Source organism: Rhodobacter viridis, from assembly GCF_003217355.1.
GTDB lineage: Bacteria > Pseudomonadota > Alphaproteobacteria > Rhodobacterales > Rhodobacteraceae > Rhodobacter > Rhodobacter viridis.
The window spans coordinates 51,640-65,254 of record NZ_QJTK01000013.1; the positions used below are offsets into that span (position 1 = coordinate 51,640).

Genomic DNA, 13,615 nt, shown 5'->3' on the forward strand with positions numbered 1-13,615 from the left:
TTGCGGGCAGGCTAGCAAAGCCCCCGCAACCACTCAACGTCAAAAGGATGTCCGGGTTCCGAACCGGCGCGCGGCGCCGACGTGCCGCGCCCCTGCCCGCCCGGTGTCACTCGGCCTTGCCCTGTGCGGCGGCTTCCATCTGCTCTTCATGCGCGCGCCGCAGCGCCTTGCGCAGCTCGGCCGCCTTCCAGCGCAGCTTTTCGCTTTCGGTCTCGGGAACGAGCATCGGCACCGGAACGGTCTTGCCCGCCTCATCCACCGCGACCATGGTGAAATAGCAGCTGTTGGTGTGCCGCCGCGTGCCTTCGCGGATGTTTTCGGCCTCGACACGGATGCCGATCTCCATCGAGGAGCGCCCGGTATGGTTCACGCTGGCGCGAAACCGCACCAGCTCGCCCACATGGATCGGCTCTTTGAAGATCACCTGATCGACCGAGATCGTCACCGCGTAGCGCCCCGAATAGCGCGAGGCGAGCGAGAAGGCGACGCGATCGAGCCAGTTCAGCAGCGCGCCGCCATGCACCTTGCCGGAAAAGTTCGCCAGATCCGGCGTCATCAGCACGGTCATTTCCAGCGTCTTGCGTTCTTCGGCGGAAAGCGGGTTCATCATCTGCGGCCTCGTGCAAATCGAAATCGTGGCAAGAGGCGTATTTCAGCCAAGAAGAAACTGCCACAGCTTCTTGGCACATTTGCGCGATCGGAGAATTGGCCGCAGCCCCTGCTTCATCTTGCGAAAAATATCTCGGGGGGCGGCGCAGCCGGGGGGCAGAGCCCCCTACCCGGTCAGATGCCGCAGGCCCTGCGTGACATCGGTGCGCACGGCCAGCCGCAGCCCCGGCTCGTCGCCCGCCCGCAGCGCCGCCAGAATCAGCCGGTGATGCCGCGGCGGCTCGGTGCGGGGGAACTTGCCGTGCAGCTGCCGCATCGTCGGCCCCAGCTGCAGCCAGACGGTTTCGAGCACGGCCAGCATCGCGGGGGCCTGAGCGCGCAGATAGAGCGTGCGGTGAAATTCCAGATTGGTGCGGATATAGGCCACCGCATCGCGGCGCGCGACCGCTTCGGCATTCGCCGTATTGATCGCGGACAGCCGGTCGATCAGGGCAAGGTGCGCCCGGGGCAGCGCGCGGGAAGCCAGTTCCGGCTCGATCAGCGCCCGCAATGCCGCCAATTCCTCGATCCGCTCGTTCGTCAGTTCTGGCGTCGAAACCCGACCCGAGGAGGACAGCGTCAGCGCCCCCTCGGCCACCAGCCGGCGCAGCGCCTCGCGCACCGGGGTCATCGACAGGCCATATTGCTTGCCAAGCCCGCGCAGGGTCATCGCCTGCCCGGGCATCAGTTCGCCCGTCAGGATCTGCTGACGCAGGCTGCGATAAAGCCGATCATGGGCGGCGGTCTCGGTCGGGCGGGTTGCGGGTTGGGCCATGCCCCACTGTGATCACGAATCCCGCCGCGGTCAATCCGTCAGACGGATCGCCTGCAAGGCCGCGCCATGACGTTTCAGCCAGGCCCGATGGGTGGCGTAATCGGGGCAGAGCCGCGCCACCACCGCCCAGAAGGCCGCGGAATGGTTCATCTCGATCAGATGCGCGACCTCATGGGCGGCAACGTAATCGAGCACCTCGGGCGGGGCCATGATCAGCCGCCAGCTGTAAGACAGCGACCCATCCGGCGCACAGGAGCCCCAGCGCGAGCGGGTATCGCGCAGCGTGATGCGTTTGAAGGCGCGATCGAGCGCCTTCGCATGGGTCTCGGTCGCCGCTTGCAGCCGGATCCGCGCACAATGGCGCAGGAAGGTCTCGAGCCTTGCGCCGAGCCGATCGGCGCCCGCGGGCACCAGCAGCCGATCGCCCTCGCGCTTCGGCGCGCGCAGCGTCGCCGCCTCGATCCGCAGCGCCTGCCCCTCGAAGGGAAGCGTGTCGCCGAAACCCGGGCGGGTTTGCGCGGGCAGTTGCAAAAGCGTGCCGCGCAGCCAGTCCGACTGCGCCGCGGCAAAGGCCACGGCCTCGGCCAGACGGGCGCGGGCGGGCAGCGTCAGCGTCACCGCGCCATCGATCCGGCTGACGCGCAGCGAAAACCGCCGCGCCCGTGCGGAACGGCGCAGATGCACGGCCACACCGGGCAGATCGGGCAGGATCAGGGGGCTTTCCGTCATATCGGGCTGTGGTCCGGCTGGAAGCGACAGGTTGCACGCGAAAAGGCTTTGACACCCCGCGGCGGTTGTGGCAGTTGGCTGCGACTCTGTGCGATAGAGCTTGCCAGGAGACTTCCATGCCGAAAGAGGATTGGGGCGTCAAGCGCCTCTGCCCGCATTGCGCGAGCCGGTTCTATGATCTGGCCAAAGACCCGATGACCTGCCCGGTCTGCTCGAACAGCTTCTCGCTCGAGAGCCTGACGGCCGCGGGCCGCAGCCGTGTGATGGTGTCGGACAAAGTGGCCCCGCGCGCGGCCGATCTCGATGTCGATGATCTGGCTGATGACGATCTGGACGAAGACGGCGGCGACGTCGATCTGGACGACGATCTGCTCGAGGATGACGAGGACGACAACGTCTCGCTCGACGACATCGCGGATGTCGCAGGCGGCGAAGACGAGGCCTGAGTCGGCCCGAAAGGGTCGGATCACTGCCGAAACGGGAACCAGGCGCGAGGGCAACTTCGCGCCTTTTCCTTTGTCGCTTGAGGATTTTAGCCGCGTCGAAACTTTTTGCATCGCGGCTCGTTTTTTCCTCTTGCACCCGCCGCTGGGGGCCCGTAATAAGCCCCCACGCAAGACGGAAACGTCGAGCGGAACCCGGTGGGGTCATAGCTCAGATGGGAGAGCGCTTGAATGGCATTCAAGAGGTCCGGGGTTCGATTCCCCGTGGCTCCACCAAATAAAACAAAGACTTGAACGACAGTCGCCCCGCCTCGTGCGGGGCGTCGTCGTTTTTGGGCCTCGGTATTGCAAGCCGATTCCCCCGCGGCCGAAGCCGCAGGGGGAGTGCCGCGCCTGAGCCTTACGGCAGGCGGTAGGCGCGCAATTCATGCCCGGCCAGCCAGGCCTCGCCGACCTCGGTGCCAGTCTCGGGCGCGTCGCTCGCGCTCAGGATCAGCCCGCCCGGATGCTGCCCGACCCAGCCCGCCACCTCGTCCTCTGCCAGCACCTGAATCGGGGTGGTCAGCCGCGCGGTGAAGCCAAATTCGCCCTGATAGGGATAGCCGACGATGGCGACCCCGGCCTCGGGCGCGCGGGACAGTTCCGTGGCGAAGCGGGCCGAGTCGAAATGCTCGAACAGCGCGGGACGGAGCGCAAGGTGCATGGTCAGCAGCGCGACCGGCGCGACCATCGCCCAGGCGAGATGCGGCACCCGGCGCGCGGCCAGGTGAATCGCCCCAAGGCCCAGAAGCGCCACCGCCGTGGCGAGGAGCAGCGTCAGCGGCCCAAGCGCGGTCACTGCGCCGCCGTCGATCTTGGCCCGACCTGCCGCGAGCAGCCCCGCCCAGATCAGCACCGGAACGGTGACGAGTGCACAGGCGACAAGCGCCCCCCAGCCGCGGCGCGGCGCGGGGGCCGCGGCCAGCGCCAGGGCCGCGGCAGGCAGCGCCGGAAGCAGGTAATGCACCTGCTTGCCCGAGATCAGCGAGAACAGAAGAAGCGTGCTCAGCCCCCAGATCGCCAGCAGCCGCGCGCGCGGATCAGCCCAGGTTCCGGCACGGAAAAGCCCGCTGAGCGTCGGCAGGCGCCAGGCCCAGGGCCAGAGCAGCACCGGCAGCGCCGCCACGAAGAACCAGACCGGGCGGGCGTGGTCGAAGGCATTCACCATCCGCCCCGCGCTTTGCCGCCACAGGATCTCGGCGCGGTAATCGGCGCCGCCAAGCCAGAGCGCGGGCAGAAGCCAAGCGGCGAGCAGCAGCAGCGCGACGCCGATCGACGCGGCAATGCGGCGATACCAGCCCCCTGCCCCGACAGGCGATGCGGCGGCGGTCCAAAGCGGACGGGCGAGCGCCAGCGGCATCAGATGCACCAGAATCACCGGCCCCTTCGCCAGCACGCCAAAGGCGAGCGCCGCGCCAAGGCCCAGCACCGCAGGCCAGCGCCCACCGCGATCGAGCTGCAGCAGCGCCAGAAGGCCCAGCAGCGTCGCCACCGTCAGCATCGTGTCGAACATCGTCAGCGTGGCGAAGATCGCAAAAACCCCGGTCGAGGCAAGGATCAGCGCCGCCCGCGCCCCAAGACCCGGGCGATCGGGAAAGAGCCGGTTGCCGAGCCCCCAGGTCAGCGCGACGGCCAAGACGCCAAAACCGGGCGCCACCAGCCGCGCGGCGACCTCGCTTACCCCGGTCAGCGACCAGACGAGATTGATCAACCAGAACAGCAGCGGCGGCTTGTGGCCGTAAATCTCGCCGTTCAGATGCGGCACGATGAAGGTGCCATCGCGCTGCATCTCCCAGGCGACGGTCAGATAGCGCGTCTCGTCCACCGGCAGCACCGGGCGCAAAAGCGGCAGCGCCAAGGCAAGGCCGAGGGTGAGGAGAAGCGCGGTCACTCCGAGGCTGCGGGCGGACGAGGCGGGCGGTGAGGTCATGGAGAGGGTCTCGGGGCTTGGGGGAAGGGCATCGGCCCGTGGGCGCAGCAGGCAGGCAAGGCCAAGGCCCAGCGCGGCGATCAGAAGGGCGGCGAAGATGACGTCGGAGAGGAAATGGCGGCCGCTGCCGATCCGCTCGATCGCGGTCAGCGCGAGCAGCGCGAAGGACAGCCACGAGAGCCCGCGCCAAAGCCGCGCGCCGGGACGCGCCGCAAACCAGAGCGCCCCGAGCGACAGCCCGAAGCTGAGCGCGGTGGCGGCGGCGACCTCGGCCGAGACGAAGGAACAGGCGGAATGGCAATAGCCCGAGACCTGCCACGCGGCGCTGAAGGGCGCATCGCCGCCGAAAGCCTCGATCTGCACCGGGCGCGGTCGCCCGAAGCCGCGCTTCATCACCCCGTTCACCAGAACGCCAAGGCCAAGGGTGTAAAGCAGAATCACGAGCCCCCAGAAGCGCACGGCCAGCGCGTCGCGGCGGCCCTTGCGCAGCAGGCTGAGCGGGAACAGCACCAGCGCCGCGCCGGCAAAAAGGCCCGAGGCAAGCTTCATCAGCGCCAGCACGCCCTGCCAGAACGGCTGCCCGGCCAGCGCCATGCCGGTCGCCGGATCGTGGAAAAGCTGCGTCACCGTCAGATCGAGACCGGGCCAGAGCCGGAACAGCAGCGTGAAAACGGCGATCAGCGCCAGCACGACGGCCAGCGCAGGACCACAGGCGACGCAGGCACGCTCAGCTTTGCCGAGCGGCATGGATCAGCCAGAGATTGCGCGAATAGATCACCACGCCCAGCGCCTGCCCCAGCACGAAGACCGGATCCTGACGATAGAGCGCGTAAGCCAGCAGCATCACCCCGCCCAGAAGCGAGAAATACCAGAAGGCGACCGGCATCACCGAAGAGCGCGCCCGCTCGGAGGCGATCCATTGCACGAGAAAGCGCGCGGTAAACATCAGCTGCGCGCTGAAGCCGAAGATGACCCAAGCGAGTTCGGTCTCGCTGGTGACGTGAAGTGCCTGCATGAGCCAGGTCATGGCTGCCTTTCCGTGACAGGGCCCGCGATCGGGCTGATTTCGGTCGCGCGGACCTTCTTGCGGCGGTGTAACAGCCATGCGACAGCCATCAGATCGACGACGCCGACCAGCCCGCGCTGCAGGTTGGAATAATGCGACCGCCCGGCGCCGCGCGGCCGGTGTGTGACATCGACATGGGCGATCTGCCAGCCATCGCGGGCGAAAAGCGCGGGCAGATAGCGGTGCATGTGATCGAAATAGGGCAGCGCCAGATAGGCGTCGCGGCGGAAGGCTTTCAGACCGCAGCCGGTATCGCGGGTGCCATCCTTCAGCACGCGCGACCGCAGCCCGTTCGCGAACCGCGACGCAAGACGGCGCGCCAGCGTATCCTTGCGCCCGACGCGCTGCCCGGCGACAAGACCGATCGGCGCCGCCCCCGGCGCGCGCAAGGCCGCGATCAGCCGCGGCAGTTCTGCGGGCGGGTTCTGCCCGTCGCCATCGAGCATGCAGATCAGCGCGCCCCGCGCCGCCAGCACGCCGGAATGGATCGCCGCCGATTGCCCGCCGGAGCGGTCATGACGCAGCACCCGCAGCATCGGCCAGTCCCCTCGCGCCGCCTCGAGCCGCGCAGCCATGCCATCGTCCGAGCCGTCATCGACGACGATGATCTCGAACGCCCCCTGCCCCGCCATCGCCGCGGCAATCTCCGCGATCAGGGGCAGGATGTTCAAAGCCTCGTTGCGGCAGGGCACGACGATCGTCGTGAGCACCTGCGGCGCCAAACCGGGATCGGTTGCGGAATGGTCCACCTTGTCTTCCTCGTTTCGAAGAGGGCCGCGCCGTCAGACGGGACGATGCGCCAAGCCTAGCCGCCCCCCTGTCACCGCTCAAGCGCCCAGCCGCCTGCGAGGCAGGCCGAACCGGATCGGGCCCCCTTCGCTGCCCGACGGCCGGATCTAGCACGGGCTTTCTTACGCGAGCCTGACAGCGGAAGCGGCGCGACGGAAATCCGCCGCTCGCGCGTTCATATTGCAATATCGGAACGAAAGGAGCCTGAGATGACACGCGTTCTTCCCCTTACCGCGACACTGGCCCTGCTGGCGACCGGACCGGCGTTTGCGCAGACGACGCCCGACACCGCGCAAGTGGTCCCCGGACAGGAGTTCATGCTGCAATGGGATCTCGACAGCGACGGCAAGGTGACGCTGGACGAGGCCCGCACGCATCGCGCCGATCTGTTTGCGATGTTCGACAGCGACGGCAACGGCACGTTCACCGCTGACGAGCTGAAGGGCATCGACGAATTCAAGGCGGCGCAGCTGGAGGCGGGCATGGGCCCCGGCCATCAGCGCCCTGAAGGAATGCAACCCGGCGGTGGCGCCGGGCGCGGCATGGGTCAGGGCCGCGGCATGATGGGCCAAGGGGGCGGTCAGGGCGCGGGGTTCTTCGCCTCGGCCGAGGACCAGATGCGCCGGTTTGACAGCAATGGCGATGGCACGATCACCCAAGCCGAATTCGTCGCCGGAACCGATCAATGGTTCGCGCTGCGCGAGCGCACCGGCGATGGCGTCGTGACGACCGACGATTTCGGCCCGCGCCGCAAATTCTGAACCCGTGTCGGCCAAAAGCAAAACGGGGGGCCAAAGCCCCCCGTCGACGCCCGGAAGATCCGGGCAAACGCGTCTTGATCAGACCTTCAGCGCCGGGATGATCTGCTTCTTGCGGCTCATGATACCCGGCAGAACGACGGTGTCGCCGCTCACGGTGCAGGGGAACGAGGCCTCGGCGATGCGCTTGACGAAGTCGTTCGGCACCAGCAGGGTCGCTTCTTCCTTCAGGATGTCGACGACGAACAGCAGCACCTGATCGGCGCCGTCTTCTTTCGCCACGTCGACCATCGAGGCCATCAGGCTGTCCTTGCGGTCAAGGATCAGCTTCGGCGCGGTGGTTTCGAGCACCGAGACGCGCAGTTCCTTGCCGTCGACGGTGTATTCCTTCGAATCCATGCGCAGCAGTTCGGCATCCGAGAAGTCCGACACGTCCGACTTGGCTTCGAACATCGCGGTGGCCAGCTCGCCCATGTTCACGCCGAGATCGGCAGCGAGTTTCTCGCAGACGGCCTTGTCATGCGCGGTGGTGGTCGGGCTGCGGAATTCCAGCGTGTCGGACAGGATGCACGACAGCATCGCGCCCTTGATGCCGCGCGGCGCTTTCGCCACGGCCTCGCCCATCAGGTCGAACATGATCGTCGCGGTGCAGGCCAGCGGACGGATGGTGATGTCGATCGGGCCTTTGGTTTCCAGACCGCCGACCAGTTTGTGGTGGTCGATGATCGCGGTGATGTCGGCCTTGTTGATGCCCTCGGGCAGTTCGGCAGGGTTGTTGGTGTCGACGATGACGACTTTCTCGCCCGCTTCGATGCCCGAGATGATTTCCGGCTTCGGCAGATCCCAGTGCTTCAGCACGAAGGCCGCTTCGGTGTTGGGCTCGCCCAGCAGGACAGCTTTGGCGGGCTGCCCCAGCACCTCGGTCATGTACCAGGCCCAGACGATGGGCGAGCCGGTCGAGTCGGTGTCGGGGGATTTGTGGCCGAAAACCTTGGTGGTCATGCGTTCCTCGGAAGTTTGGATGGGGATTTGCGCGCCTTATAGGGCCTTGCCCCCCGCTTGTCACGCTTTGCGCAATGGATTTTGCACTCGCAGCATCACGCGCGCGTGATGGGCGAACCGCTAAAATTTTCGCCCCCCGGGTGTTGACAGGCCGGGGGGGCGATGACTAACTCCCCTGCCGTTAGCACTCGCCACCTGTGAGTGCTGAAAGCATGAACCTGGAACCTTAGGGAGTGACCCAGATGGCATTCAAACCGCTGCATGACCGCGTGCTGGTCAAACGCGTTCAAAGCGAAGAAAAAACCAAGGGCGGCCTGATCATCCCCGATACGGCGAAGGAAAAACCGGCCGAGGGCGAAGTCGTCGCCGTGGGCGCGGGCGCGCGCAAGGATTCGGGCGAACTGATCGCCCCGTCGGTCGCCGTGGGCGATCGCATCCTGTTCGGCAAATGGTCCGGCACCGAAGTGACGCTCGACGGCGTCGAGATGCTGATCATGAAAGAGTCGGACATCATGGGGATCATCTCGTAATCGACGAGAAGACCCTGATCCCCAACGATATTTGAAGGAGCCGAAAGAATGGCAGCCAAAGAAGTCAAATTCTCGACCGACGCCCGCGACCGGATGCTGCGCGGCGTGAACATCCTCGCCGATGCGGTCAAGGTCACGCTCGGCCCGAAAGGCCGCAACGTGGTGATCGAAAAGTCCTTCGGGGCGCCGCGCATCACCAAGGACGGTGTGTCGGTCGCCAAGGAAATCGAACTCGCCGACAAGTTCGAGAACATGGGCGCGCAGATGGTGAAGGAAGTCGCTTCCCGCACCAACGACGAAGCCGGTGACGGCACCACCACCGCGACCGTTCTGGCGCAAGCGATCGTCCGCGAAGGCATGAAAGCCGTCGCCGCCGGCATGAACCCGATGGATCTGAAGCGCGGCGTCGACATGGCCACCGCTCAGGTCGTCGAAGCGATCAAGGCCGCCGCCCGCCCGGTGAAAGACAGCGACGAAGTCGCGCAAGTCGGCACCATCTCGGCGAACGGCGAAGCCCAGATCGGCCGCTTCATCGCGGACGCGATGCAGAAAGTCGGCAACGAGGGTGTGATCACCGTCGAAGAAAACAAGGGCATGGACACCGAAGTCGAAGTCGTCGAAGGGATGCAATTCGACCGCGGCTACCTGTCGCCCTACTTCGTGACCAACCCCGACAAGATGATCGCGGATCTGGAAGACGCCTACATCCTGCTGCACGAGAAAAAACTCTCGTCGCTGCAGCCGATGGTGCCGCTGCTGGAAGCCGTGATCCAGTCGACCCGTCCGCTGATCATCGTCGCGGAAGACGTCGAAGGCGAAGCGCTGGCGACCCTCGTGGTCAACAAGCTGCGGGGCGGCCTGAAGATCGCCGCCGTCAAGGCGCCGGGCTTCGGTGATCGTCGCAAGGCCATGCTGCAGGACATCGCGATCCTGACCGGCGGCCAGGTGATCTCCGACGATCTGGGCATGAAGCTGGAAAACGTCACCCTCGACATGCTCGGCCGTGCGAAGAAAGTGACGATCTCGAAAGAGAACACCACGATCGTCGACGGTCATGGCGACAAGGCGGAAATCACCGCCCGCGTGGCGCAGATCCGCACCCAGATCGAGGAAACCACCTCGGACTACGACCGTGAGAAACTGCAAGAGCGCGTCGCCAAACTGGCCGGTGGCGTTGCGGTGATCCGGGTCGGCGGCATGACCGAAGTCGAAGTGAAAGAGCGCAAGGACCGTGTGGACGACGCGCTGAACGCGACCCGTGCGGCCGTTCAGGAAGGCATCATCGTCGGCGGCGGCGTGGCTCTGGTTCAGGCGGCGAAGAAGCTGCATGACCTGACCGGCGCCAACTCGGACCAGGATGCGGGCATCTCGATCGTGCGTCGCGCGCTGGAAGCGCCGCTGCGTCAGATCGCCGAAAACGCGGGCGTCGATGGCGCTGTCGTGGCCGGCAAGGTGCGCGAGTCGACCGATCCGGCCTTCGGCTTCAACGCCCAGACCGAAGAATATGGCGACATGTTCAAGTTCGGCGTCATCGACCCGGCGAAAGTGACCCGTACCGCGCTGGAAGATGCGGCCTCGATCGCGGGCCTCCTGATCACCACCGAATGCATGATCGCCGAGAAGCCCGAGCCGAAAGCGGCTCCGGCTGGCGGCATGGGCGGCATGGGCGGCATGGACATGATGTAATCTTCCCCAAGCGGGAAGACCTGAGGGCGCCCGCAAGGGCGCCCTTTTTCGTTACTGCTGCAGGCCCTTGATGTATTCCATCAGCCGCACCAGCCGCACCGGCGTCGGCGTGGGAATGCCGTCGCCACTGTCGTAAAGCACCGTCGGCCCCTCGGTCAGCACTTCGAACGGCGGCATCTGCCCCGGAACCGCGCCCACCATCTCGCCGTGGCTCTTGTAGCCGACGATCTTCGACATCACCCGCGCCTCGGGGAAGTTGCCGTCGTTCATCATCGTCAGATCGGCGAGCGAGACCGGGTGCAGCTTGAGTTCTTTCGCGATCGGGCCGGGATCGCCCCCCTTCCCGTGGCAGCCCGCGCAATAATCGGCATAGTCCTTGGCGGCCGAAGGCGCCCCGAAATCCGCGGACCCGACACAGGCCGCAAGTGTCATCGCAAGTCCGAAACCGATCAGCATCACACGCATCGCACACCTCCCTTTGCCACAGGACTCAACCACGGATCGTCCGCCCGCGCTCTGATGCAGCGCAAGGTCGCCCCGCTGCTCGCAACAATACACCGAAAATGCTTGGCAGTTATCCTTTTGAATTCAGGGAATATTGCCATATCTCCGCCACTCTTCGAGACATGGTGAATTGGCGCACTTGGGGCTCAGGTGGCGACATATACGTTCAAAGGATACAATTTCACCGACTACGTGCCGGTGAGTGGCGCGCCCGCCGTGGGCGCGACCTTTCGTATTCGCTCGACTTTCAGCGCGCCCACCGATGCCGTCTCGTTTTCGGTCACCGACGACGACACGAGCCTGTCGGGCTCATCGGGCGGCATCCTTGACGGCACGTTCCAAAGCGGCACCGTCACCAATGGCGCCGGAACGGTGCTTTACACCGGCACGCTGCGCGTCGGCTGGGAGGCGACCTTCACCGCCCCCGACGGATCAACCCTGCATGTCTGGGACGTCTGGACCGGGGCCAGCGGCGGCGCGCGCATCGGGCTGATCGCGGATGGGGAAATCCCGCCCGGCGTGACCTTTCAGATCACCACCTACACCGATGCGATCGCCGCCGGAACCTGGCCCGGCTACGCCACGATCCATGCACCCACCACCGACCCGAGCCTGGCGCAGACGATCAGCGGCGGCACGCTGGCGGATTCGCTTTACGGTGGCGCGGGCAACGACAGTGTCACCGGCGGGGCGGGCAATGATACGATCGACCTTGGCGCGGGCAACGACACTTTCGGCAGTTTCTCGACCGAGGCCGGTTTCGACAGCATCCATGGCGGCACCGGCGACGACAGCCTGAACGGCGGGGCCGACAACGACCAGATCTGGGGCGACGAAGGCAACGACACCCTGACCGGCGGCGCGGGCGACGACAATCTGAGCGGCGGCGCGGGCAACGACGTGTTCCTGATCGTCGATGACCACGACTATGACAATGTCGATGGCGGCACCGAATACGACTGGGTCTATTTCGGCAATTTCACCTCGACGCAAGGCGTCGTGGTCAACTTCACCGGCAGTGATTCCGGTACCTGGGATTTCGTCGGCACGACCGGTGCAGGCGTCTTCAACCAGCTCGAGGCGATCTCGGGCACCGATTATGCCGACACACTGAACGGGGCGCTGGACAGCAACGGCGCTTATTTCGCGGCACAAGGCGGCAATGACAGCCTCGTCGGCGGATCGGGCAATGACTCGCTCGACGGCGGGGCGGGCAATGACACGATCTCGGGCGGCGGCGGCGCGGATTACATCTTCATCCGCTACGGCGACGGCACCGATCTGATCTCCGGCGGCGAAACCGGCACCGACAGCGACTTCATCACCTTCGACGCGACAGGCGGACTGAACGGGGTCTCGGTCACCTTCTCGGGCAACGAGGCGGGCAGCTACAGCTTTGTGGGCGGCGGCTCGGGCAGTTTCACCCAGATCGAGTGGATTCAGGGCTCGGCCCTTGCCGACACGGTGAACGCGGCCGCGACGACGGGCGGCGTGACGGTGAACGGTGGCGCGGGCGACGACAGCCTGACCGGGGGCAGCGGCGCCGATCATCTGGTGGGCGATGCGGGCAACGACACGCTGACGGGCGGCGACGGCGCGGATACGCTTTCGGGCGGCGAGGGGGACGATTGCGTCTCGGGCGGGCTCGGTGACGATCTGCTCACCGGCTGGAGCGGCAATGACACCCTCTCGGGCGGGGCGGGCAATGACTATCTGAACGCGATTTCGGGGGCGAACCGGCTGGATGGCGGCGACGGCGCCGACACGATCATCGGGGGCACCGACAACGACACGTTGATCGGCGGGCTTGGCAACGACAGCCTGACCAGCGGCGCAGGCTTTGACGAGATCGTGCTCGGCGCGGGCGGCGGCACCGACACGCTTTCAGATTTCGATTTCACCGCGAATGGCTGGCAGACGACCGACCAGCTCGACACCTCGGCGCTGACCGGAGGCAGCGGACCGGGCGGGCAGGTCACCGCCCGCGATGTGGTGGTCAGCACCAATCCGCTGGGGTTTGCCGTGCTCACCTTCCCCACGGGCGAGCAATTGGTCCTGACCGGCACCAGCATCGGCAGCGTCAACACGCTGGGCAAGCTGCATGCGATGGGTCTGCCCTGCTATGTCGCGGGCACCCGCATCGCCACGCCCGAGGGCCTGCGTCCGGTCGAGGAGATCACGGTGGGGATGCGGGTGATGACGCGCGATCACGGGGCGCAGCCGGTGCTCTGGCGCGCCAGCCGCGAGGTGAGCGTGGCCGAGATGGCCGCACGGCCGCGCCTGCGCCCGATCGAGCTCGCCGCGGGCGCTTTCGGCAATGAACGGGCGCTGCGGGTGTCGGCGCAGCATGGCGTCCTTTGCGGCGCGGCGCTGGTGCGGGCGCTGCATCTGGCCGAGATGGCGCCCGAGCGCGCGATGATCCTGCCGCCGACGCGGCCGGTCAGCTATCACCACCTGCTGCTGCCCGCCCATGCGCTTTTAAGCGCCGAGGGGATCTGGGCGGAAAGCCTCTGGCCCGGGCCGATGGCCTGCGCCGCGCTGACGCCGCGCGATCGCTGCGATCTTCTGCGCCGGTTTCCCGAACTGGCATCGGGCCTGCTGGGCCTCGTCCCGGTCGAGCACGCCTATGGCCCCCGGGCGCTGCCGCTCCTGCGCCGCCGCGAGGTTCGGGCGCTGTCGCTCGGCGAAAGGGCCTGAGGGGCGGTCGGGCGGATCA

13 protein-coding genes and 1 tRNA gene are annotated in these 13,615 nt (G+C 66.5%); 6 read left to right on the top strand and 8 right to left on the bottom strand.

Annotation, left to right across the window (positions count from 1 at the left end; translation table 11 throughout):
- Positions 1 to 106: 106 nt before the first annotated feature.
- The 3 genes from C8J30_RS14525 to C8J30_RS14535 form a co-directional block, all read right to left on the bottom strand.
- Entirely contained in the window at positions 107 to 607 is a 501-nt protein-coding gene (locus C8J30_RS14525) for an acyl-CoA thioesterase (RefSeq protein WP_110806601.1), read from the bottom strand.
- 168 nt (positions 608 to 775) lie between these two features.
- A complete protein-coding gene (locus C8J30_RS14530; protein ID WP_110806561.1) occupies positions 776 to 1,423 on the bottom strand; it encodes a GntR family transcriptional regulator in 648 nt (215 codons plus the stop codon).
- A 30-nt stretch (positions 1,424 to 1,453) separates the two neighbouring features.
- Positions 1,454 to 2,152 carry a M48 family metallopeptidase gene (locus C8J30_RS14535; RefSeq protein WP_110806562.1) on the bottom strand — a complete coding sequence of 233 codons (699 nt, stop codon included), beginning with the start codon at positions 2,150 to 2,152 and terminating at the stop codon, positions 1,454 to 1,456.
- A 116-nt stretch (positions 2,153 to 2,268) separates the two neighbouring features.
- On the opposite strand from C8J30_RS14535, the gene C8J30_RS14540 reads away from it, so the two are divergent.
- Both C8J30_RS14540 and C8J30_RS14545 read left to right on the top strand, forming a co-directional pair.
- Positions 2,269 to 2,598 (top strand): FYDLN acid domain-containing protein, encoded by a 330-nt coding sequence (locus C8J30_RS14540; RefSeq protein WP_110806563.1) that lies wholly within the window; start codon positions 2,269 to 2,271, stop codon positions 2,596 to 2,598.
- 197 nt (positions 2,599 to 2,795) lie between these two features.
- Positions 2,796 to 2,871 (top strand) — tRNA-Ala (locus tag C8J30_RS14545).
- 124 nt (positions 2,872 to 2,995) lie between these two features.
- Here the strand turns inward: C8J30_RS14545 and C8J30_RS14550 are convergent.
- From C8J30_RS14550 to C8J30_RS14560, 3 genes are read right to left on the bottom strand one after another with little or no spacing between them, the layout of a single operon-like run.
- Positions 2,996 to 5,311 (bottom strand): phosphatase PAP2 family protein, encoded by a 2,316-nt coding sequence (locus C8J30_RS14550; RefSeq protein WP_110806564.1) that lies wholly within the window; start codon positions 5,309 to 5,311, stop codon positions 2,996 to 2,998.
- Complete coding sequence (locus C8J30_RS14555) at positions 5,292 to 5,591, bottom strand: lipid-A-disaccharide synthase N-terminal domain-containing protein (RefSeq protein ID WP_110806565.1); 300 nt, start codon at positions 5,589 to 5,591, stop codon at positions 5,292 to 5,294. Before C8J30_RS14555 ends, C8J30_RS14550 begins: the two co-directional genes overlap by 20 nt.
- Entirely contained in the window at positions 5,588 to 6,379 is a 792-nt protein-coding gene (locus tag C8J30_RS14560; protein WP_245909839.1) for a glycosyltransferase family 2 protein, read from the bottom strand. Before C8J30_RS14560 ends, C8J30_RS14555 begins: the two co-directional genes overlap by 4 nt.
- Positions 6,380 to 6,628: 249 nt before the next feature.
- Here C8J30_RS14560 and C8J30_RS14565 point away from each other — a divergent pair, with 249 nt between their 5' ends.
- Positions 6,629 to 7,180 (top strand): EF-hand domain-containing protein, encoded by a 552-nt coding sequence (locus tag C8J30_RS14565; protein WP_110806566.1) that lies wholly within the window; start codon positions 6,629 to 6,631, stop codon positions 7,178 to 7,180.
- Positions 7,181 to 7,258: 78 nt separating this feature from the next.
- Here the strand turns inward: C8J30_RS14565 and C8J30_RS14570 are convergent, their stop codons facing one another.
- Entirely contained in the window at positions 7,259 to 8,179 is a 921-nt protein-coding gene (locus C8J30_RS14570; RefSeq protein WP_110806567.1) for a manganese-dependent inorganic pyrophosphatase, read from the bottom strand.
- Between the two features lie 242 nt (positions 8,180 to 8,421).
- Between C8J30_RS14570 and C8J30_RS14575 the strand changes: the two genes are divergently transcribed.
- Together C8J30_RS14575 and groL are read left to right on the top strand one after the other, a co-directional pair.
- Positions 8,422 to 8,709: a co-chaperone GroES gene (locus C8J30_RS14575; protein WP_055212665.1), complete on the top strand. Its 288-nt coding sequence runs from the start codon at positions 8,422 to 8,424 to the stop codon at positions 8,707 to 8,709.
- A 48-nt stretch (positions 8,710 to 8,757) separates the two neighbouring features.
- Positions 8,758 to 10,395 carry a chaperonin GroEL gene (gene groL, locus C8J30_RS14580; protein WP_110806568.1) on the top strand — a complete coding sequence of 546 codons (1,638 nt, stop codon included), beginning with the start codon at positions 8,758 to 8,760 and terminating at the stop codon, positions 10,393 to 10,395.
- A gap of 51 nt (positions 10,396 to 10,446) precedes the next feature.
- Here the strand turns inward: groL and C8J30_RS14585 are convergent, their stop codons facing one another.
- Positions 10,447 to 10,860 carry a cytochrome c family protein gene (locus C8J30_RS14585; protein WP_110806569.1) on the bottom strand — a complete coding sequence of 138 codons (414 nt, stop codon included), beginning with the start codon at positions 10,858 to 10,860 and terminating at the stop codon, positions 10,447 to 10,449.
- Between the two features lie 189 nt (positions 10,861 to 11,049).
- Here C8J30_RS14585 and C8J30_RS14590 point away from each other — a divergent pair, with 189 nt between their 5' ends.
- Entirely contained in the window at positions 11,050 to 13,596 is a 2,547-nt protein-coding gene (locus tag C8J30_RS14590; protein WP_110806570.1) for a Hint domain-containing protein, read from the top strand.
- Positions 13,597 to 13,615 lie beyond the last annotated feature (19 nt).

Bases quoted from the DNA above. Each gene is read 5' to 3' on its own strand.
- C8J30_RS14530 (WP_110806561.1), bottom strand. From the start codon at position 1,423: ATGGCCCAACCCGCAACCCGCCCGACCGAGACCGCCGCCCATGATCGG.
- groL (WP_110806568.1), top strand. From the start codon at position 8,758: ATGGCAGCCAAAGAAGTCAAATTCTCGACCGACGCCCGCGACCGGATG.
- C8J30_RS14535 (WP_110806562.1), bottom strand. From the start codon at position 2,152: ATGACGGAAAGCCCCCTGATCCTGCCCGATCTGCCCGGTGTGGCCGTG.
- C8J30_RS14525 (WP_110806601.1), bottom strand. From the start codon at position 607: ATGAACCCGCTTTCCGCCGAAGAACGCAAGACGCTGGAAATGACCGTG.
- C8J30_RS14555 (WP_110806565.1), bottom strand. From the start codon at position 5,591: ATGACCTGGCTCATGCAGGCACTTCACGTCACCAGCGAGACCGAACTC.
- C8J30_RS14550 (WP_110806564.1), bottom strand. From the start codon at position 5,311: ATGCCGCTCGGCAAAGCTGAGCGTGCCTGCGTCGCCTGTGGTCCTGCG.
- C8J30_RS14570 (WP_110806567.1), bottom strand. From the start codon at position 8,179: ATGACCACCAAGGTTTTCGGCCACAAATCCCCCGACACCGACTCGACC.
- C8J30_RS14565 (WP_110806566.1), top strand. From the start codon at position 6,629: ATGACACGCGTTCTTCCCCTTACCGCGACACTGGCCCTGCTGGCGACC.
- C8J30_RS14540 (WP_110806563.1), top strand. From the start codon at position 2,269: ATGCCGAAAGAGGATTGGGGCGTCAAGCGCCTCTGCCCGCATTGCGCG.
- C8J30_RS14585 (WP_110806569.1), bottom strand. From the start codon at position 10,860: ATGCGTGTGATGCTGATCGGTTTCGGACTTGCGATGACACTTGCGGCC.
- C8J30_RS14575 (WP_055212665.1), top strand. From the start codon at position 8,422: ATGGCATTCAAACCGCTGCATGACCGCGTGCTGGTCAAACGCGTTCAA.